Origin of the sequence: Serratia sp. Ag1 (assembly GCF_000743355.1) — a bacterium.
Lineage (GTDB): Bacteria > Pseudomonadota > Gammaproteobacteria > Enterobacterales > Enterobacteriaceae > Chania.
This window is the reverse complement of record NZ_JQEI01000021.1, coordinates 60,418-80,538: the sequence shown is the minus strand read 5'-3', so window position 1 is coordinate 80,538 and position 20,121 is coordinate 60,418. Positions and strand designations below refer to the sequence as shown.

Annotated in this window: 26 protein-coding genes; 5 read left to right on the top strand and 21 right to left on the bottom strand. The window is 49.8% G+C overall.

The window, feature by feature from the left end; genetic code table 11:
• Position 1: 1 nt before the first annotated feature.
• The 7 genes from IV04_RS12980 to IV04_RS12950 form a co-directional block, all read right to left on the bottom strand.
• Positions 2 to 511 (bottom strand): lysozyme, encoded by a 510-nt coding sequence (locus IV04_RS12980; RefSeq protein WP_037402063.1) that lies wholly within the window; start codon positions 509 to 511, stop codon positions 2 to 4.
• Positions 495 to 704, bottom strand: a complete 210-nt coding sequence (locus IV04_RS12975; protein ID WP_037402060.1) for an HP1 family phage holin — start codon at positions 702 to 704, stop codon at positions 495 to 497. The genes IV04_RS12980 and IV04_RS12975 overlap by 17 nt, the downstream gene beginning before the upstream one ends.
• Before the next feature lie 2 nt (positions 705 to 706).
• Positions 707 to 910 (bottom strand): tail protein X, encoded by a 204-nt coding sequence (locus tag IV04_RS12970; RefSeq protein WP_037402056.1) that lies wholly within the window; start codon positions 908 to 910, stop codon positions 707 to 709.
• On the bottom strand, positions 910 to 1,413 hold the full coding sequence (locus IV04_RS12965; protein ID WP_037402053.1) for a head completion/stabilization protein: 504 nt from the start codon (positions 1,411 to 1,413) through the stop codon (positions 910 to 912). Before IV04_RS12965 ends, IV04_RS12970 begins: the two co-directional genes overlap by 1 nt.
• Positions 1,414 to 1,505: 92 nt before the next feature.
• A complete protein-coding gene (gpM, locus tag IV04_RS12960) occupies positions 1,506 to 2,249 on the bottom strand; it encodes a phage terminase small subunit (protein ID WP_037402051.1) in 744 nt (247 codons plus the stop codon).
• A gap of 3 nt (positions 2,250 to 2,252) precedes the next feature.
• On the bottom strand, positions 2,253 to 3,398 hold the full coding sequence (locus IV04_RS12955) for a phage major capsid protein, P2 family (protein WP_081893211.1): 1,146 nt from the start codon (positions 3,396 to 3,398) through the stop codon (positions 2,253 to 2,255).
• A 64-nt stretch (positions 3,399 to 3,462) separates the two neighbouring features.
• Entirely contained in the window at positions 3,463 to 4,308 is an 846-nt protein-coding gene (locus tag IV04_RS12950) for a GPO family capsid scaffolding protein (protein WP_037402049.1), read from the bottom strand.
• Between the two features lie 166 nt (positions 4,309 to 4,474).
• Between IV04_RS12950 and IV04_RS12945 the strand changes: the two genes are divergently transcribed.
• A complete protein-coding gene (locus IV04_RS12945; protein WP_037402044.1) occupies positions 4,475 to 6,247 on the top strand; it encodes a terminase ATPase subunit family protein in 1,773 nt (590 codons plus the stop codon).
• The gene (locus tag IV04_RS12940) at positions 6,244 to 7,275 is read left to right on the top strand and encodes a phage portal protein (protein ID WP_037402042.1); all 1,032 of its coding nucleotides are present in this window, start codon (positions 6,244 to 6,246) and stop codon (positions 7,273 to 7,275) included. The genes IV04_RS12945 and IV04_RS12940 overlap by 4 nt, the downstream gene beginning before the upstream one ends.
• Positions 7,276 to 7,637: 362 nt before the next feature.
• On the opposite strand, the gene IV04_RS24705 is transcribed toward IV04_RS12940, so the two are convergent.
• From IV04_RS24705 to IV04_RS12925, 3 genes are all read right to left on the bottom strand, one after another.
• On the bottom strand, positions 7,638 to 8,105 hold the full coding sequence (locus tag IV04_RS24705; protein ID WP_051916790.1) for a hypothetical protein: 468 nt from the start codon (positions 8,103 to 8,105) through the stop codon (positions 7,638 to 7,640).
• A gap of 4 nt (positions 8,106 to 8,109) precedes the next feature.
• Positions 8,110 to 8,397, bottom strand: coding sequence for a hypothetical protein (locus IV04_RS12930; protein WP_037402039.1), 288 nt, complete (start codon positions 8,395 to 8,397; stop codon positions 8,110 to 8,112).
• A gap of 193 nt (positions 8,398 to 8,590) precedes the next feature.
• Entirely contained in the window at positions 8,591 to 8,833 is a 243-nt protein-coding gene (locus tag IV04_RS12925; protein WP_051916789.1) for a type II toxin-antitoxin system HicB family antitoxin, read from the bottom strand.
• 473 nt (positions 8,834 to 9,306) lie between these two features.
• Between IV04_RS12925 and IV04_RS12920 the strand changes: the two genes are divergently transcribed.
• Entirely contained in the window at positions 9,307 to 10,569 is a 1,263-nt protein-coding gene (locus tag IV04_RS12920; RefSeq protein WP_051916788.1) for a hypothetical protein, read from the top strand.
• A gap of 42 nt (positions 10,570 to 10,611) precedes the next feature.
• Here the strand turns inward: IV04_RS12920 and IV04_RS12915 are convergent, their stop codons facing one another.
• From IV04_RS12915 to IV04_RS12870, 11 genes are all read right to left on the bottom strand, one after another.
• Complete coding sequence (locus IV04_RS12915) at positions 10,612 to 12,810, bottom strand: S8 family peptidase (RefSeq protein ID WP_037402036.1); 2,199 nt, start codon at positions 12,808 to 12,810, stop codon at positions 10,612 to 10,614.
• The gene (locus IV04_RS12910) at positions 12,800 to 13,885 is read right to left on the bottom strand and encodes an AAA family ATPase (RefSeq protein ID WP_037402034.1); all 1,086 of its coding nucleotides are present in this window, start codon (positions 13,883 to 13,885) and stop codon (positions 12,800 to 12,802) included. Before IV04_RS12910 ends, IV04_RS12915 begins: the two co-directional genes overlap by 11 nt.
• A 125-nt stretch (positions 13,886 to 14,010) precedes the next feature.
• Positions 14,011 to 16,314 (bottom strand): replication endonuclease, encoded by a 2,304-nt coding sequence (locus IV04_RS12905; protein ID WP_037402032.1) that lies wholly within the window; start codon positions 16,312 to 16,314, stop codon positions 14,011 to 14,013.
• On the bottom strand, positions 16,311 to 16,538 hold the full coding sequence (locus tag IV04_RS12900) for a hypothetical protein (protein WP_037402029.1): 228 nt from the start codon (positions 16,536 to 16,538) through the stop codon (positions 16,311 to 16,313). Before IV04_RS12900 ends, IV04_RS12905 begins: the two co-directional genes overlap by 4 nt.
• Complete coding sequence (locus IV04_RS12895; RefSeq protein WP_037402125.1) at positions 16,535 to 16,822, bottom strand: DUF5405 family protein; 288 nt, start codon at positions 16,820 to 16,822, stop codon at positions 16,535 to 16,537. Before IV04_RS12895 ends, IV04_RS12900 begins: the two co-directional genes overlap by 4 nt.
• Positions 16,822 to 17,037, bottom strand: coding sequence for a TraR/DksA C4-type zinc finger protein (locus IV04_RS12890; protein ID WP_037402026.1), 216 nt, complete (start codon positions 17,035 to 17,037; stop codon positions 16,822 to 16,824). The genes IV04_RS12895 and IV04_RS12890 overlap by 1 nt, the downstream gene beginning before the upstream one ends.
• A gap of 2 nt (positions 17,038 to 17,039) precedes the next feature.
• Positions 17,040 to 17,336, bottom strand: a complete 297-nt coding sequence (locus IV04_RS12885) for a DUF5405 family protein (RefSeq protein WP_051916787.1) — start codon at positions 17,334 to 17,336, stop codon at positions 17,040 to 17,042.
• The gene (locus tag IV04_RS12880; protein WP_037402023.1) at positions 17,329 to 17,586 is read right to left on the bottom strand and encodes a DUF2732 family protein; all 258 of its coding nucleotides are present in this window, start codon (positions 17,584 to 17,586) and stop codon (positions 17,329 to 17,331) included. The genes IV04_RS12885 and IV04_RS12880 overlap by 8 nt, the downstream gene beginning before the upstream one ends.
• A 62-nt stretch (positions 17,587 to 17,648) precedes the next feature.
• The gene (locus tag IV04_RS12875; RefSeq protein WP_037402021.1) at positions 17,649 to 18,149 is read right to left on the bottom strand and encodes a hypothetical protein; all 501 of its coding nucleotides are present in this window, start codon (positions 18,147 to 18,149) and stop codon (positions 17,649 to 17,651) included.
• Complete coding sequence (locus tag IV04_RS26575) at positions 18,146 to 18,316, bottom strand: hypothetical protein (RefSeq protein WP_197062186.1); 171 nt, start codon at positions 18,314 to 18,316, stop codon at positions 18,146 to 18,148. Before IV04_RS26575 ends, IV04_RS12875 begins: the two co-directional genes overlap by 4 nt.
• 9 nt (positions 18,317 to 18,325) lie before the next feature.
• Entirely contained in the window at positions 18,326 to 18,598 is a 273-nt protein-coding gene (locus tag IV04_RS12870) for a Cox family DNA-binding protein (RefSeq protein WP_037402018.1), read from the bottom strand.
• Between the two features lie 137 nt (positions 18,599 to 18,735).
• Here IV04_RS12870 and IV04_RS12865 point away from each other — a divergent pair, with 137 nt between their 5' ends.
• The gene (locus IV04_RS12865) at positions 18,736 to 19,029 is read left to right on the top strand and encodes a helix-turn-helix domain-containing protein (RefSeq protein ID WP_037402015.1); all 294 of its coding nucleotides are present in this window, start codon (positions 18,736 to 18,738) and stop codon (positions 19,027 to 19,029) included.
• Positions 19,030 to 19,095: 66 nt separating this feature from the next.
• Positions 19,096 to 20,076, top strand: a complete 981-nt coding sequence (locus IV04_RS12860; RefSeq protein WP_081893210.1) for a tyrosine-type recombinase/integrase — start codon at positions 19,096 to 19,098, stop codon at positions 20,074 to 20,076.
• The last annotated feature ends 45 nt before the right edge of the window (positions 20,077 to 20,121 follow it).

The window sequence follows — 20,121 nt, the reverse complement described above, 5'->3', positions numbered from 1 at the left end:
TTCATGGCACCCCCTTCAAACAATGCGCGTTTTCTCTCACGCGGCGGTTTATCAGCCCCTGAGACTTCACGCCGTTGACGTATATCCAGCGCGAAAGCTGGTCACACGCCTGCCACCACTGACGGCGCTCGATGTAGGTCACCATGGTTGACCGACACACCGCGCCGGTGCCGACGTTAAAGGCCAGACTCACCAGCGCGTCATAGACCGATTGCGGCATCACCACCGACACACAGCCCCCGATACGCCGCTCGACGTTGAGCACGTCGCTGACAAGGTTGGCCGCCGCCTCGCGCTCGGTGATGTCACGCGTTGGCACCACGCCCGCCGTGTGGCCGATGCCCGACGTCCACACCCCGGCGCTGCACTGGTAGGGACGCAGGCGGCACCCTTCCAGGTCGGCAATCAGCGCCAGCCCCGCCGCCGAGGTGTGCAGCAGGCGAAAGTCGGGCATCAATGCCGCCAGCGCCAGCACAGCGGCGATGCTGCAACGCTTAACGATTGAGGACATCAATCACCTCCCGCTGCACCCCGGCACGCTTGAGCAACAGATAGCTTTTGCGGCGGTAGTACCAATTGACGGCGAAGGTGCCGACCCCCACCGCCGCCCCAATACTCAACGCGATATCCTGCGCCGAGTACTTGCCTACCCAGGCCAGCCCGACCGCCACGGCGTAGGCCAGGTATGATGTGATTTTCTCCATGCTTAATCCCATAGCTGAACAGTTTCAGACACCGGGGCCGTATCAATGACCGGCAGCACGACAGGCGTGCCATGCGGCAGGATGGCCCCTTTATCGGCCAGCCCCGGATTCGCCAACAGCACCGCCTCGACCACGCCCGCCGTGCGGCCCGTGTGCCGGTAGCACAGTGCGTCAAGGGTGTCGCCCTGCTGCGCAATCACGTTCATCAGATTTGCCCGACAATGCAGCGCGATTTACCTTGCAGCCGGGCGACAGACCAGCGCATATCCCGCCAATGTTCATCAATCGACACCTCAACGGCGTCGGCCTTTTTATCGCCCTTGGCGCTCGCATCCGCCCCTCGGTAACGCTCGTACAGCACAGCGGTCGCCATGGCGCAGACCGCGCTCAGGTAGTGAAAACACTTCTCACTCTCCCCGTCGATAACCTCGGCGGGGACGTCAGCCAACTGTTTGAACCCGGCGGCCATCTGCTGCTCGCGGTAGAGATACAGCTCGGCATTGGTCTCGGCGATACCGCTCTGAATGGCCCGGCGCAGGCGCTGCGCCGTGACCGTTTGCTCCATGCGCATCAACTCACGAATGTGCTTCGGGTCAACGTCGGGAAAAAAGAAGGTGTTTTTAATCACCGGCTCCCGCTCATCCGGTGGCGGAATGATGGCCGTCAGCCCATCCGACGGGGCCGGGTTATGCAAAATCACTGTTGTCATGACAACCTCAAAATAGGGGGCGGTGGACGATGGCGTTGATAAGCCCGGAGGCTATCGCGACCATCGTGCCGCCCAGCGCGGGGCGCGTTCGGTTAACCGGCGGTTCTCGCCTTGGGTGGGCGTCCGCGCTTGGCCGCTGTTGCGGTGGCCTTGCGCGGGCGCGAGGTTGTTCGTTTGGCAACGGGAGCCGGTTTGGGCTTGAGGGCGCTCTCGCAGCGTTGAATGTCTTTCTTCACGCCCGCATGCGCGTCGCGTCTCATGGCTTCGTTGAGGTGCTCCCGCGCCTGCGCAAAATCACCCGCCTCACTCAGCATCAGGCCGATAACCTTGTGCAGCTTGGCGCGCACCTCGTCGGGCATATCCTCATTCGCCACCAATGCCAGGGTGTCCAACAGGTCGCTGATAGCCACCGGTTTCCCGGCCTTGCGGCAGCGTTCGGCAGCCAGGGCGACATCCTCGGCCAGCAAATACGGCGTCGGGCGCTTGTTGTTCGGGGTGACCAGCCGGTGCTGCAAGGCATAGCGGGCAATCACCAGCGCGCCTGGAATATCATCGGCGTCCAGCCGCCACTGCATGACGGTCATCAGGATGTCATCCTGTGCGCCGCGCCCATCGGTCAGCACACCGGCCACCCACGGCGCATAGGCCGGGAGCATGGCGCGCTTGTGCTCGGCCTTAATCTCTTTGGAATAAATCTGTTTCAGCTTGGTGCGGTCTGCGGCCAGTTTGACGAGCATCTGCTCGTAGCCGGTGGCATAGCGCAGCGGGTTATCTTCCCGCTGCGCGGCCTCCATGGCCGAGACCCGCAACATGTGTCGCTGTGCGGGACTCGTCATGGTTTATGCCTCGCCGTCGTTTTGGGTTGGTGCTGGCGCATCCGCCGCCGTCTGCATTTCTTTCATCAACGCCCCCGCCAGCGCCTTGACCGCATCCTGTCCAGAGGTTGAGGCCGATGGCAGCAGCGCGATGTTTTCAATCAGGCAACCGAAGGCGTAATCCTCGACCACATAGTCGATGTTCATCGACTCGTAGTTCTCCACGCGGTCACGCTTGGCGTTCTCCTCCATGTGGCGGCGGTGGCTCTCATCCATAAAGTAGATGGAGAGGTTTTCCAGACTGGTGACCATGATGGCGTTGGCCGGGAAGAACGGCACGCGCACGGCAGGCAGGTTACCGATGCGCTTCTGGCTGACAATCACGTCGGCGGCCATCGCCTCGGTGTTGGGCTGCTCCTGATTCACAATCGGGAAATACTTGTCGGCCAGCAGCTTGCGGCCACAAATCACCACCAAATCCGGTGACTCTTGATGCCATGGCGCAATCAGGTTGTTGGTCGCATCCATCACCAGGGCGTCGAGGTTAGCGTAATCCCCACCCTTGCCGATGCGGATGACGTTAGAAATCACCTCACCCTCTTCACCGACAACCTTGCTCATGACGCGGGTAGGCGCTTCATTACGGTACTTTTGCAGCCAGCCGACCGCCACGTCCTGCAAGAGCGGGTTTTTGCTACGGTCAGAGGTGGCCGCACGCGTGATGCCATTGAACCCGGCCATGATGAAATCCAGCGATTGACGCTTCACGATGGCGTTGCGGATGCGCAACTGGAAATCCTGGTAACGCGCCCAGAGGTCGAGCTGCTTATAGCGCAGGTGGAAATCGAAGTTCATCTGCTGGCATTCATAGCCCTTGCTCTCCAGCGCGGTGAAATCGGCGGTCTGACGCTCTTTGCCGCCGTCGGTGTCCGTGGTGCTGGCAATGGAGCCATTGACGCCTACACCCACCTTTTCCCCTTTCAGCTCATGCACCGGCGTCATGTTGATGCGGGTGAGAAAATCCGAGCTTTCTTGCACGGTGTTCATCAAGGTTTGCGTGACCGACGGCTCCACGCTGAACTTGTTGCCAATGTCGCCGACCTCAATGCCGTTGAGCTTGGCAACCTGTTGCAGATAGGCGTTAAATTTAAAGCGGGTCTCTTTTTTCATCAGGGTATCCTGTTGCGGTCAATTCGGGTTTACGCCGGGGCGCACCGCACCCCGGTCAGGTTTATCAGCAGTTGGTCAGCAGGCTTTCCCCACCGTCGCCGCCGGTGGCCGGTGGGCGTCGCGACTGGCTAAAGCTCTCGGTGCTGTCGAGGGTGGCTTTCAGCGCGGTAATGTCCTGCTGCCCCGCCGCTACGCGCTCTTTCAGCCCGGTGATTTCCTGCTCAAGCCGAGAGAAGCGCTGCTCGGCGCTCTCGCCATTGGCCTGCACCTGCTCCACCACGGCGGTGACCGCCTCATGCACATCGGTGAAACGGGCGTCATCGCTGGCCTGCTTGCGGCTGAACAGGCTTTTCACCTTGTCGGAGAGGCTGGTCAGCAGGGTATCGGGCACCTCTTCGAATTCCAGTTCGGCCAGGGTGGCCACAGAAAACAGGTCATCAGGGTGTGCCTTGCGGCCTGCGAGGGGGTTGGTTTTGGCGCGGGCGCAGAATTCAAGGTATTCGGTGCCGAGGCTGGCCGGGTCATCGGTGACCGCCAAGCCGACGAGGTAGCATTTGCCGCTATTGGCGAAATTCGGGCGGATTTCCATGGAGGTGTAAACCTTCTGGCCGCCTTTCACCATCGCGACCAACTCGTCAATCGGGGCCATTTTGGCAAACAGCGCCCACTTGCCGTTGAGGACGGAATCATCTTCGATTTTCTCGGCCTTCAACTCGACGACGTCGCCATAACGTTTAAACACGCTGTCCGGCAAAATCCCTTTCAGGTGCTCCAGATTGATACGACAGCCGAAAACGCGCGGGTCAAAACTCTCGGCCATCTGTTGGATGTCGTTACCGTCAATCACACGCCCGTCACAGGTGTCACCCTCGACACCGATGCGGAACCATTTCGAAACTTTTTTTGCCATGGGCCATTGTCCTGAGTGGGAGGAAGTTGGGTCGGGGGTAGTTTCCCGGTCATCCCCCTGCGCGGCCAGCGATGGCCGACGGACTACCCTTGGCACAACACCCCCTTAGCGCACCACGGCGACGGCTTGCGTAGCCTTGCCCTCAAGACAGACACGAGGGCACAACATGCACATTCAGACCGACACCACACTCCTGAGCGACCCGCGCCGACAGGCGTCGTTGCTCTACTGGCAAGGCTTTTCCATCAAGCAGATTGCGGAGATGCTCAACCAGAAAGCCCCGACCGTGCAGAGCTGGAAACAGCGCGAGAAATGGGACGCCATCGCGCCGATTTCCCGTGTGGAAAGCAGCCTGGAGGCGCGGATTATTCAGCTCATCTTGAAGGGCAAAAAAGAGGGCAGCGACTACAAAGAAATCGACCTGTTAGGCCGCCAGATTGAGCGACTGGCACGCGTCAACCGTTACATGGCGACCGGCAATGAGGTCGACCTGAATCCCAATGTTGCCAACCGCAACAAGGGCGAACGCAAGAAGCCGAAAAAGAACTATTTCAGCGAAGAAGCTATCGAGAAGCTGGAAGCGGTGTTTTACGACGAGTCATTCGCCTACCAGCTCGGCTGGCATCAAGCCGGACTCGCGCACCGTATCCGCAACATCCTGAAATCGCGCCAGATTGGCGCAACGTTTTATTTCTCGCGCGAGTCGCTGCTGCGCGCCCTGAAAACCGGCCATAACCAAATCTTTTTATCCGCCAGCAAGACACAGGCGTATGTGTTCCGGGAATACATCATCCAGTTTGCGCGGTTGGTTGACGTGGAACTGACCGGCGACCCGATTGTGCTCGGCAATAACGGCGCAAAACTGATTTTCCTCGGCACCAACTCCAACACCGCGCAGAGCCATAACGGCGACCTGTTGGTCGATGAAATCTTTTGGATACCGAACTTTCAAAAGCTGCGTAAAGTCGCCTCCGGCATGGCCTCGCAGAAACACCTGCGTTCGACCTACTTCTCGACCCCGTCCACACTCGGACACGGTGCCTTTCCGTTCTGGTCGGGCGAACTGTTCAACAAGGGCCGCAAGAGCACCAAAGAGCATGTGGACATCGACATCAGCCACAGCGCACTCGCTGCCGGAAAACTGTGCGGTGACGGCCAGTGGCGGCAGATTGTCACCATTGAGGACGCGCTCGCCGGTGGCTGTGATTTGTTTGACCTGGATACGCTGAAACGTGAAAACAGCGCCGACGATTTCCGCAATCTGTTTATGTGCGAATTCGTGGACGATAAAGCCTCGGTGTTTCCGTTCGAAGAATTGCAGGTCTGCATGGTCGACAGCCTGGAAGAGTGGACGGACGTTAACCCCTATGCGGCCCGCCCCTTTGGTGACCGCCCGGTGTGGGTGGGTTATGACCCGTCACACACCGGCGACAGTGCCGGGTGTGTGGTGCTGGCCCCGCCGATGGTGGCGGGCGGTAAATTCCGCATCCTGGAGCACCACCAGTGGAAAGGCATGGACTTTGCCGCGCAGGCCGAGGCTATCGAGGCGCTGACGAAAAAATACCGCGTGGACTATATCGGCATTGACGCCACCGGCATCGGGCAAGGCGTTTTCCAACTGGTACGCGCGTTCTACCCGGCAGCGCGGGAAATTCGCTACAGCCCGGAGGTCAAAACCGCCATGGTGCTGAAAGCCAAAGACACGATTAGCAGTGGCCGCCTGGAGTACGACATCGCCCACACCGACATCACCAAGTCGTTTATGGCTATCCGCAAAACCATGACTGCCAGCGGGCGCAGCGCCACCTATGAAGCCAGCCGCAGCGAGGAAGCCAGCCACGCCGACGTGGCATGGGCAGCGATGCACGCGCTGTTAAACGAACCCCTCACCGCCGCCAACGGCCAGCCTGCAAAATCCATTCTGGAGTTTAACCCATGAGTAAACGCAACCGCCGCAAGACGCAAGCCACAGCGGCAGCAGCACAACCGGTGCAGACCACACAGGCATTCACCTTTGGCGAACCGTCAGCGGTGTTAGATCGCCGCGATATTCTGGATTACACCGAGTGCATTGGTAACGGCAGATGGATAGAGCCGCCGGTCAGCTTCACCGGACTGGCGAAAAGCCTGCGCGCCGCCGTTCATCACAGCTCGCCGATTTACGTAAAACGTAACGTATTGGCAAGCACATACATCCCGCACCCGCTACTTTCCCAGCAGGATTTCAGCCGGTTTGTGCTGGATTATCTGGTGTTCGGTAACGCCTTTCTGGAAAAGCGCCTGAGCGTCACCGGCAAACTGCTGAAGCTCACCACCTCCCCGGCCAAATACACCCGGCGCGGCGTGGAGCGCGGGGTGTACTGGTTTGTGCAATCCTTTGTCGAGCCGCACAGTTTCGCCCCGGACAGCGTGTTTCACCTGCTGGAGCCGGATATTAACCAAGAGCTGTATGGGATGCCGGAATACCTGAGCGCGCTTAACTCGGCGTGGCTGAATGAATCCGCTACCCTGTTCCGCCGCAAGTATTACCAGAACGGCGCGCACGCCGGTTACATCATGTATGTGACCGACGCCGCACAGAGCACCACCGATGTAGACGCCCTGCGCCAGGCAATGAGTAACTCCAAGGGGTTGGGGAACTTCAAGAATCTGTTTTTCTACGCGCCGAACGGCAAGCCCGACGGCATAAAAATCGTGCCGCTCAGTGAAGTCGCCACCAAAGACGATTTTTTCAATATCAAAAAGGTGAGTGCTGCTGACCTGCTGGACGCGCACCGCATCCCTTATCAGATGATGGGAGGCAAGCCGGAGAATGTCGGGTCGGTGGGTGACGTGGAAAAAGCCGCTAAGGTGTTTGTGCGCAATGAGTTAACGCCGCTGCAAGAGCGCATCAAAGAGGTTAATGACTGGCTTGGCCTTGAGGTGATCCGCTTTAAAAAATACAGTCTGGAGAATGACGACGAGTAACCCCATAGCCGCCATCACTGGCGGCTTTATTTTGCGCAAGATTAAGCGTGTTTTTCGATAACCAGATCAACGCCTTCATTAAGCTGTATAAGCTGAGACTTAACCTGACAGTTTTGGGCAGCATACAATCAAATCGGACCGTCGGCTTTGAGCGGACATTGAATTCACTGGATTATAGGAAGTCCTAAAAGTGACTGGCCCAGTTTTCCTGGACATTAACACTTACGCACATGTTTACGTAATAAACCCATTTTTATTCCTTTCAAATGGTTAAGTGTCAAATTAAATATGCCACCATAAACTAAGTAAGTCATTGCTTATCTTTTGGCATGGTTGCGTAATTTTACACGGAACTAAATAGCTCAATTGGGTTGATTACATTTTAGAAGATACCATGGAATAATATTGTTTTCAGGGCAAATAGAATAAGCAAAACTGGACAATCGTTCATCATTGGTTAAAATTGGCCTAGTTAATGCAATTTTCAATATATTGACATCCGTCAAACCATAACGAAAGAACTTATCATGATTTGTATCTTCTTGGGGCGAAACATCTATCACCTCTGCCATCTGAGAGACTAACCGTAGCGCTTTAAAGGCTTCATCAGCAGCAACGTCATGCAAATCAATGAGATTGGAAACCTCAGTTAAAATATAAGGGGTAGTGGCAAAATTTGGGGTTTTCTCAATAAAGTCAACCAGCAGCTTATAATCATAATAGGAAAAATCATTTAACCTCTTTGACGCCTCTATGAAATTTCCATTATCCACCGACCCTATTACAAAAAGTAGTAATAGGTTCGTATCAATCAAAGGGGATACTTTCACGACGCTATTTCCTATTCGGATGATAAGCTTTGAACCCTTTGAAAGTTTTTAAAGCCTTATCAATAATAAACACTCTCCACTTTCTTCTTTCACCTAGCAGAGACAAAAGCTGAACAGACCCTTTCGTTCCTTCAGGGAGACTATCCTCCGTGTAACTTAGAGTCACTTCGATGTTTGCACCATTAAATACAGCTTCCTCAACAGTTATGTCTTTAGCTTTAACACTAAGCTCTTTTAAGGATTCAACTGCGACATTTGTTGCATCAAGGATATCTCTAACAACCTGACTCATAACTTACCTTTATAAAAGAATGGCATTTTTATAAAGATTAACCCTTTACACGTCAATTTGTCCATGAAAAAGCGAAGTGATATCCCTCGTTTTACCAATGATGAGTTGGTGAGTTCTTACCAGCGTTAACGACAATACCCTGATGACCAGCGTCAGTGCGAGCGATCTCCAGGCGAGTTTCGTACTAACCAGTTCAGCGTTTAATGACCGCCGCTTTGCCGCTGTAGGTTTTATACGGCGCAATACCGTCTTTCTTGCACTCATCCAGGAAGATCTCCAGTGAGGTAGCCCCTCCTTTTTTGAGTTCTTCCACGCTGTCAGCGTAAAAATCTGCCCCGCCATTTAGCCCGATAAACTCGCCCCGAAACATTTCGATCTCCGAGTCAAAGCTGATCACAGCGATATGACCGCCGATTTTCAATGTGTTATTGATCATGATTTAATTCCTAAACTGTTCAACCAGATCCTGATGGCGTTACCAGGATGATGAGGGGCTACTTAAGCCGATCGCTCTGCCGCGCTCTGAGAGCGTCGTTATTGCGTCACACCACTGATTCACGTAAGGATTTAGATTCGATGATAAATAGCCATTACGAGTCGCTGACGGCGATTTTTAAATGATGTAAAACACCACCTGCGCGCAATGCTATCCCCGCCACGCCTGCCCGCTTCATGGGGCGGTTTTCATGCAGTTGCATTACCATATGAAAGCCGCATCAGCACAAACCAGAGCACCTTATGAATCTGTTTAAAAAACCATGCAATCTCATACAATAAAATGCACTGATATCGCAGTAATCTATGAATAATATTTACAAACCTCCTGCATTCATTATCATCATAAAAAGTAACCGTGTCTGGATAAACGCCTTCCCAAAAAAACGCACTCCGCTCTTTTAAGGAATTTGTATGAACATCATGAAATGCTTCGAATGTGAAACATGTAGTACGCATATTGATTGCAGAATTGGCCTTTCTAATAGAGATATACAACCTTTTCAATTTGCATGTCCATCTTGTGAGGAACAAATCACATTAAACGTTAGTGACGGGGATTTCGATCTTCAAGGAGCAACAGATATTGTTGACTTTGAATCACCATTTACAGGTAAAAATCCTTTCATAGATCTACACCTGGATTTCCCTGCATCGTTTGGAGAGTACAAGATGGGATATACAACTTTCATGAGAGTCAGTCAGGAAATAGGACATGAAAATTACCTTCACCTTAATGAGAGACTTAACGCCCTTAATTATTTATATCCTAAAAAAAGAGAGCTAAGGCGTTTAATTACCCAGTACAAAAGAGGTGAAGTCAACACATTTAGAAAAACCTGCAAAAAACTCCTTAACATACAATTAAAGTCTGACGAAAAAAAAGACGTCCTAGCAGCCTTGTACACAGCGACATCAATAATGTCATCACCGTTTACCTCACATAAACACAATAGAGAATTAAGTACTAAAATGCCTGAAATACTTGATTATCTAGATTTCTCTCACAAAGAAAAAACAAGAGCTTTTTTTGATCAAATAATCAAAACAAACTTCTTAACAACCTTACATCATGAATGTCTTTCTTTATATCCAAAAATAATTGATTTTGACCTCCCATTACGCCCAGCCCTTTACTTTGATTACAAATCATTAAGTAATGATAAAATATCCGGAAGAGTTTCAACCGCTGACTTTGATAGCTGCAGCAATTTATACAAGGATCTATCTGAGGTTTTCTCCCGCTTACTAACATTAGTTGCAGGTATTAATAATTTACTTAAACGTGGGGATTACGATCTTTTTAATGACTCAGTTCGTTTAAACAAAAAGAAGGAAATAATAAAAGATCTTGCATCTTTAGATAACTTCACAAATATGGATTTTGGGAAAAAAGTCGAGTGCATTGATGATTCTTTCTATCATATCGATGAAAGTGCCATAAATCACAAATTACGAAATGCAATTGCACATTACAAATATGAATATGAGGAATCCGCACAAATGATTTATTACTATCCAAATAAAGAAGGTATGAAGCGTGAAAAACTATATGAAATATCATTCCTAGAATTCCTGCGCAATACTCTAATTCTATTTCGCGAAGTGCATTCACTAAATCACATCATAAAATCATTACTTTTTTACGCTGTAATAATCTTAAAAAAAGATATTTAGCAATCAAATGCATGGCAATCCGCCATGCATTTGTAAAAATACTCATGATTGAAGCCGAATTTGCTGCCTAATTTGTATCGGTTGTAGAGTCTGATATCTCTGTCGGATATTGTTATACAACTCAGGTGTATCCTTAGCTTTAAGGGAAACGATGAGAACGTAAGGCAGGTCAGGTAAATCATCAACTTCTACTGGCAAACCACAATCACGTCCGTGATAAACCACATCGAAACATGGATCTTTCAAGATATCTTTATTAAAAGTATGTTCACTGCGTAACGTTGTCTCCCAACGATGCGAATCTTCACGTAATTCTTCTTCTGTCGCATAAATATTTTTACGATTAAACAATGGATAAGTCTCACCCTCATCATCTTGAGGATTTTTTCTCAAAGTCACCATCAACCCACTTTTTGTATAGTTTACCGGGTGTTCAACATCAACTGGAGTGGCAAAACAAAATGTCGCTTTTAATGTTACTCTTCCATTTACAGAGGTATCAGGGAAGGGAATCAACGCTCGCAAATGCTGAGTTGGTTTCAAAACGCCCTGATATACAACCTTAACCTCGTCATCATCACTGTATATTAAATCTGTTATCTCATTTGGAAACTTACCCCAACCAACATGACTGCGCTCGTATCCCTTATTTTCAGCGTGATGTACGAGCAATGCTTTCGCTGTAAGAGGTGTAATTTCGTACTGTAAGCTTGCCGCTAGTCCTATTGCCTGCCGCAGCACCAATGGTGACGAGAAGCTTGTCCCACCAGTTTGAACCACTCCACCTAAAAAAGGGCTATATACCTTAAAGGGTTCATCCTTTGTTCCACCGAATGCAACGCCATCAGGTTTAACAAAACCGGGACTTCTGCCGGGTCCAATGCAACTGTAATCACTTTTTTCCCACTTATCCGATAATGAGCTAGCAGAGCCTATCGCCAAAGCATTCACAAGGTCTGATGGCGTTTGAATTCTATTCAATCCATCACTCAAACAACCATCATTACCAACCGCTACTGTACACAACGTTTTCCCTGAGGAGAAATACTGCTCTAGTGTTGATGTCCAAACATGAACATCATCATCTTCTATAGGAAATCGAGGACCTAAACTAAGATTGATATAATCATAGCTCATGGAGTCCAAAACAGATTTTATTCTAATAAGGACATCAAATAAGTCCTCATCATCAGCATCAATAGATGAATCAACCACACGATAATGATCTATATTCGCATAAGGTACAGGTAGCTCTTTTTGGCCTTCGACTATTGCGCCAAATAGAATAGTAGATGTTACATCTTGGCCATGAGATAAAAGTGCTCCACTAGTTTTAGAGTCTTTTGAAAATGTATACTCCCTTACCCATGACTCAAAATCCGTATTGCCAATTCCACCATCAAAAACAGCAACTTTAATATCACTATTAAGCGCATTATCATGCGGGAGGGTTAATTGACTTTCTTCTATTAATGAACGAGTAAACACAGGGTTATTAATACGTAAACTTGGCAAATCACGAATAACACGCAAGAAGGAGAACTCCGCAACTTGAGCCGCCGCTTTAGCATTCGCCATAATTGGAAGAAAGGTTAATCCTTTTACCGAGATAACCTTGCTCTCATCAACCTTAGCACCACAAGATAATGCATAGTTAATAAATGCTCTAAGAATAGAACCACTTTCATTAGGTGTGTGTAGTGCAACCTCTATTTTTCTAAGGTTATTAGAGTCTTCAATTTGTTTTATTTTTTCATTTGGCTCAAAGAATGAAATGCTTTCAAAGGTAATAATCTCGTTCTTTTCCCCTGCTTTAAGCTTATTCTTTTCCATAGCCGCGTAAAGCGCCTCAAAGCTCTTTACTTTACCAGCCACATATATACATGCACTCACATGCTCTTCTTTTTCCTTTCCTCTGCTACTTACATTTTTTCTTGGTTTAACTTTTACTGATTTACTACCTATACTACGCAAAGAAAAATGCTTAAAAACATCTACAGGAAAATACGATTTAGCCAAAAAAGCCGGATGCAGGGTGACTTTAGCAACAGCCTCACCATTTGGTTTTGCTTTTTCAGGAATATCATTAAAATCTTTAACCAACTCCTGTAAATCTCGCATTATTACCGGCTTATTTTCCTCATAAGTATATGGCTTATTTTTACTACCACCACCACGCTTCAGGATAACCTCGCGAGTTAATGTTTCTCCGTAACCAAGAAGTAAGTTCTTATTTTTCATTTTCGGCCCCACCAATCTCAATCAATTTTTTAACTAACGGACGAGATAAAGAAAGCTCTGAGGATATCAACCGTTGAGACATCCCTTTCTCATGCATTACCTTGACTAATTTCTCAAGTGACTCTCCCTCGAATAATTCTTCTATCATAGCCTTGTTAACCGGAATTCCTTCAAGAATAGAATTCCTTTTTGCTTGATTGATAGAGCGTTCGATGACCGCAAAGGAACGTCCAACCAACCTATCACTGATATTCCCTGCCACACCTTGAGGAATGTCATTTTTAATCAAAAATTTTCTAATTAAATCCTCAGAAGGGTAGTCGAAACCAACAACGCGATCAAAACGTCTCCATACCGCTGGGTCCAGCAAATCACCATGGTTCGTTGCCGCGACTAAAATAGAAGTATGAGGCCACTCATCGATAGCTTGCAATAACACTGTCACCAATCGCTTCAACTCTCCCACATCAGAGGCGTCATCTCTTTTTTTAGCGATCGAGTCAAACTCATCTAGCAAAAGAATGCATGGAAAAGAGCGCGCATAATCTAAAACAGCACGAATGTTATTGCCCGTTTTCCCCAAAAAGCTACTCATGACACTTGCTAAATCGAGAGTCAAAAGAGGTAAGTTTAATTTTTCAGCAAGCCATTTAGCCGCTAAAGTCTTACCAACACCGGGAGGACCATCCATCAATAAAGAACGCGATGGCAGCAAGCCATTATCTAATAATTTTTTTCGCTTTTCCCATTCCGATACAAAACGGGTTAATGAGGTCACAATGTGCTCAGGCCACAGTGGGTCTACTGATAGATGAACCGGGTAAGTTTCCACCAATAATTTTTGACGAGTGTCTGCATCAACAGGTGCTGGCTGCCGGTTAACGGGCATCCCTCTAACTACGCTCAGCGAATCCACATTACGCATCAGCGCATCACTCAGCTCTGAAGCCAGTTCAGGTGAATCTTTCTTAAGCTTCCTAATAATGATGCGTAGACGCATTTCTAGGTTTTCGCGCTTTCCCTGTAATGCATCATTCATCACTTCAACAAACATATCTTTAGTGATGTTAATCATAAAAACCACTCCGAAGAGAAAATGAGCCAAACCGACCTAAATCATATACCATAGTGTCCGAATAACCAGTGTTTTAATCCAGTATTGCAAAAAATATTACCAAAAAACGAAAAAACATTACCACCCTACAACGTCAAAACGAATCCGGGCCACTCATCCTGCGGTGGATATGAGAACGTATGGCCACCAAATGTTACCGTTGCCCCTCGGGCCAACGCTTTCAATTCCCATCGCTCCAGGGTGATGCTCTTCAGTGACAGCTCTGACCGTATTTGCGGAACCCTTGCCCATTCTGCCGGAGTCAGACGTGCCGAAGGCGCATCATTTCGGGATTTTTCCCGATTCTTGGTGATTTCTTGGCGATTACTATTCGGTGACTGCTGCCGTATAGCGTCTCTAATCGCCTTAGCGACGTCAGCGTCATCCCAGCTAACATCGCCGCTCTCAATCAAATTCATCACCGCTGTGACATACTCAGGCGGTGTAACAGTCAAAACTGGCTCCGGTTCTTGCTCAACCTCCCCACAGTTATTGACAGGACTCCGAGGCGCGCCAGAGGCGCTTTTTAAAGTCAAAGGCTCAACGTCAACGGCTTTACGGACAATGCGCCATTCTGTTGTACGGGTTTCAAATACGTGGCCAGAGCCAAGATGCGGCGCGAAGATACCGACCACCTTCTGCACCTCTTCGTCATAGGCGTTCGGCTCATCGGCCACCTTGCGCGCGACTCGTACCGTCTGAACGTCACGCGGGACATTTGCACCACCCTGCCCGGCAATGTATGCCGCAAAGTCACCGGCAGAAGCTGCCGCGCGAACCGCTTCGACTCGCTCGTCAAAAATCTCGGCCAGACTAATCCGGCGTAAGCAATCAGCACGGCACTCGCGGTAAGCGCCCATGGTTGGCACACCGAGAGATTTAAACTGAGGAATACGCCACGTAGACGCCCAGGAAGTGACAGCGGCGGCCATATCCCGCAGCGGCTTACCCGTATCGTGATCGATCTCGCCATCGAGCGCATAACCGTCGATATTCTTGGCAATGTATTTAGCGATGTAGCCAGCGGCCCCGCCTTTGTTCAAGTGCTTGCAGTCAAAGCGGTTCTTTGCCGCGCCGCGCTCGTCACCATCTTCTTTCAGTGCATACCGGCGCATGATGTCGATGATCGGCTGGCGCTGCTGGCGTTCGCAAAACAGCATCATATGCCAGTGCGGCGTCCCGTCATGATGCGGCTCAACAACGCGCATACCGTAAACACTCAGACCACGGTCTTTAAACGCGGTGCGGATCTTGCTCCAAATGCCGACAAGATAGCGCTGGCCGTCTTTGGGCGAGAACGCCTCTACGTCCCAATTGTGGTTAAACTGGATTTTGGTGCTGTCTTTCTTGCCGACAACACGCGTCGGGTGGTATTTGGAAGGCGTGGTGATGGTGATAAACATGCCGACATGTTTCTGACTGGCGGCATACTTCTCTATGCCTGCAATGGTGCTCATCAGTTCCATGCGGCGGATCTCCGGGTTAGAGATACTCGCCATCACCTTATCAATCAGGTCAAAGCGCTCACCGGTTGCAACGTTCTCCAGGTCACACCCTTTCAGGTATTCCATGTTAGCAAGCCGCCGGGCCTGTACGTCCCTGATCGCCTGCTTGCTGGCATACGGGTGCTTATTGCGATTCACCTCACCGGCGGCAATCAGCAACGCTTCACGCCAGCGCGTGCGCTGTGCTTTTAGCTGACGTTCCCACCATTCGGAATTTACCATCCGCGACAAACTGGCAATCGCCGAACCCGCATCCAGTTTGCCTTTACCGTATTTACGCCAGTGCATCGGCGTGACATTGAACGCGCGTACCATATTGCCAACGCGGCCATAAAAATCAGCCTGCACGCTATCGCTGATTAACCCGGTATTGTCGCCGCCGTTGGCCTCGATAAACTCCTCACAATAGCGGTCATAGTTCTGCATCAACTGCCCGGCGATACGGTCAGCAAAACGCCGCAGATCTCTGTCGTCCATACCGGACAAACGCGCATAGTTGTCCACCTCCGCCATAAAGCACGGTGAGGCATTGAGATTCATGGCATTTTTAGCGTTAACGATTTCAATACGCGGCCAGATACGGCGCTGAAACTGGAGCACCAGCCACTTGTTGGCATCGTGCAACCCTTTCTCTTTCAACAGATAGGCATGACGCGCCAGAAAGATCGCGCCGAGAAAATGCGGTAAGGAATGGATATTGCGTAAAACAGCTTGCCCCTGAGCGTGTTCCTCACGGGTAAGCGGTCTTTCTTTGCCGATGGCTTGCTTTGGAGCATTCCAGGGGAAAACACCGACGAACGGTTCGCCGGTGTTTTCCTTAAAGGCCGGGGGCGGTGAAGGAACTACCCGCCCTCTTGCTGGCCTGGATTGGCTACCGATGGTCATTTGAGCCACGTCTTAATACGCCGTTCTAAACCAACCGCAATAAATACCGCAACCATAAACCCGGTAATCGCTGCCGGAACTCCCCACAGCAGAGAGAAAACCTGCCACCACGATGCATCAGGAAGAACACCCGCCCCTTTTACGATGACCAACAACAGCGTGGCTATAAATGCCGATGAACTAAAAGGCACCAGAACATGAATCAATAGCTGTAATGGGGTCATAATTTTTCCTTTGGATATTGGAAGGAAAAAGCCTCCTGACACAGTGCGCCAATGCGCTCAATCTCAGCCGCGAGATCGGCCACGCTGGTAAGGGTTGAATTACGGATATCGTGATGAATCAGGCCAGAAACCAGTTGCGGCAGCGTTGGGTAATAACCCACGGCGTCGAGCCACTCGCCGCCCGCCTTAGTGCCGGTTTTAATCGTCTTCTTTCGGTTCAGGATGAATTGATAAACATCACTGGTGATCACCCAATCTTTACCTATAGCGATACGCAGCATGATTACCCCCGGAAATGTTTGGCTTGCTGCTCGTGAAGGGTCTGACATGACACACAGCGCACAACACCAAGAAAAGCCGCGCGCCGCGCCGCCGGGATTGGCTGGTCGCAATCCTCACAGGTCGATGCCGATACACCATCGCGCGGACGTGCGGCATTAATCTGCATTGCGAGGGTTTCTTGCTGGCGCTGCTGTGCCAAGTCCATCAAATCAGGCATGGTTATCGCTCCGTTTTATTCAGTTGATTAAGTGCCTGTTGGCACAACTCGGCAATGCGGTGACTTTCGCTCATCACTTCGCGAATACAGGTAATGGTTCTGAGAAATACGCCACGCTTGACGCACAAGTTGACAATATCGGCGGTGAGTCTTAATTCGTTGGAATACACCGCGACCGTGGGGTAATAAACCTGATGTGATTCTTTGTCTTTTTTGACGTCGGCCAGAATAAAATCACCGTCATTCAGCTTGATAACGGCGTAACAATCATTAATCACCACCCGGTTATTATCAGTCATGATGTAATACCGTTTTCTGTTCGCGCCCTGCGTTGTTGTATTTCTCTGATTCCTGCCGTAGTAGTTCAATAATCTCAACGCTGGAAAGCTGGTTAACGGCGGCGTGTGTCGCCAGTTTGTCCAGGTGTGCAGAGAAGCTGACTGCCGCATCGGCCTTCGCTTCGCTACGCGCGTTATTCAACATCCAGTTGCGCGAATCATTGTCAGCCTTATTGCGCATCGCCTGACCGACGGTTTTATACATGTGCATACAAACTCCAGATAAAAGAATGCCCGACGCAGTGAAGCGCCTTTAAAAAGAAACGGGATTAATTAATGCAAATATTGTTCGGGCTTGACTGCTGTCAATATGGTTGGGGCGTACTCAAACAAGCTGAATAATTCGCGCAGCGCTCTGAATAATGCCTCGCGCCATGCGCAAGTTTCATCATCAATATACCAATAAGGTTGATTAAATTCGGCTTCCGTCAAACCAGCATGAAGAAATAACGTGCGGCGTTGGCTAACCGTCAAACGACCAATAAAACCAGATTGGCTGATACCGTGTTTACGGTATTTAGCGAAAGCGCTGCGTAACTCATCGATAGCGCAAACAATACGCTCACGGTCACTTTCGTTCATTTCTTCCAGCGTCATAACCGCATGGCGCTGTTTAAGTTCTGCATGAAAGCAAATGGTTAGGCGCTCACGCTCCATCATGCGATTGTAAAAATTGCAGGTATCACGCCAGCGCGGTGCAGCCAAGTGCTGACCAATAAGGCCACGTAGTCCGGCTGGCTGGTTACGAACGAGTGCAACGGTCATGACTGTCATTTAATCCCCCTCTGTAAAACAGATTTGATGGCAGGAAACCAACGGCTAGCACGACGGGTGCGAATGATGATGCCTTTGCGCCCTTTGCCGTGGGTGATGGTGATATCTAGCTTGTGTACTGTTTGATGGTTCCAGAGCAACGGAGCGATAGAGATAGGTTGTTGCATTCTCTCCCCTCAAAGGCCAATCCAGAGCAGCCACGCATCGCGCTGTTCAATTGGTCTATTCATGAATGCTGCCCGCAGCCCCTGATTGAAAGCAGGGATATAAACAAACTTGTCGCCGACGCGTGCGCCAACTTTGTCTGGATCACGCAACTCAATAACCGGTAGTTTATTTTTCTTCACCATTTCGAAAACAGCCGTGCTTGGTTTTCCCAGTAATTCGGCGAATTTCTCGACCGTCACGCCATCAATTGGGTAGCGGATCGCATAATCTTCAATGTTCATCTGTGCTAATCTCCTTTAATCCAACCCTTTGCAAACCGTTACAGACCGTTTGTATCGGGTTGGTTTTTCATACCCCGAAAGGTTCCAATATACAGACCTTCATGGGGAATATAGTCTGTGACTAGGAACCATGTCAAATGAATATGTCAGAGAAGATACGAGCCATCAGAAAAGCTGAAGGACTAACCCAAGTTAAATTTTGCGAAATCAGTGGATTAGCTCTTAGCACCCTTAAGAACTACGAAGGGGGGCATGCTGAACCAGGCTTACAAGCAATTCTTCAACTCACAAAGAGCCAACGGTTTGAAAAATATACACTTTGGCTAATGACGGACAAAACCGCACCAGAATCCGGGCAGATTGCACCGGGTTGCGCACACTCTGGGCAAGGCAGCAAAGACTCTGGCCTCTCAGAAAGGAATGTTGGCTAACCGTTTATAAAATATACATTTTCACAATTTGCTATCAAGATGATCAAATCATCGGAGGGCTATCTTATGTCGATTAAGAAGCTCGATGATGGTCGTTACAAAGTGGACATCAGACTTGGTGGGCGCGAAGGACGTCGCATCCGCAAGTGGTTTGACAGAAAGACCGAGGCTATAGCATTCGAACGTTATGCGCTGTCAAACACCAATAAAAAAGAGTGGGCTGGTAAACACGTAGATCGCAGGATGTTGAGCGCGTTAGTTGATACCTGGTGGCTATATCACGGGCAAAATCTCAAAAATGGTGAGATTGAAAAACGGCATTTGCTGAAAACCATCGCAGCCATCGGTGATATGCCTATCAAGCAACTCAACAAACGGGTACTAATGGAGCATCGCAGCAAGCGCTTATCTGACGGCATCAGTGCAGCCACAATAAACCGTGACCTCTACAGATTTTCGGGCATGTTTTCCGCGCTGATAAAACTGGAAGAGTTCGCCGGGCAAAACCCGTTACATGGATTGCCGCCGTTAGCAGAAAAGAACCCTGGTATGACGTTCTTAGATGCTGAAGAAATCGGAAACCTACTATCAACTTTAGTGGGTGATGAAAGATTAATAGCGCTGCTCTGCTTAAGCACTGGTGGACGCTGGGGAGAAGTTAGCACTCTGACATCAGCGCAAATCGTGAATAGTCGGGTTACTTTTCTAGAAACGAAGAACGGGAAAAAACGAACTGTCCCAATTTCGCCAGAACTGGAAGAAGAGGTGAAGGCTCAGGCCAGCAGTAAACTATTCAAAGTGGATTACGAGAAGTTTTGTACCAAGTTACGTGATGTTAAACCTGACTTACCGCGTGGTCAGGCAACTCACGTATTGCGGCATACCTTTGCGAGCCATTTTATGATGAATGGCGGCAACATTATCGCACTGCAACAAATCTTGGGACATGCCAACATACAGCAGACAATGGCCTATGCACACCTAGCGCCGGACTACTTGCAAAATGCGGTCATGTTAAATCCACTGAGGGGAGGATTAAACATTTGAGAGTGTCCACATAGTGCCCACACTCAAACGTTTTTGAAAACGCCC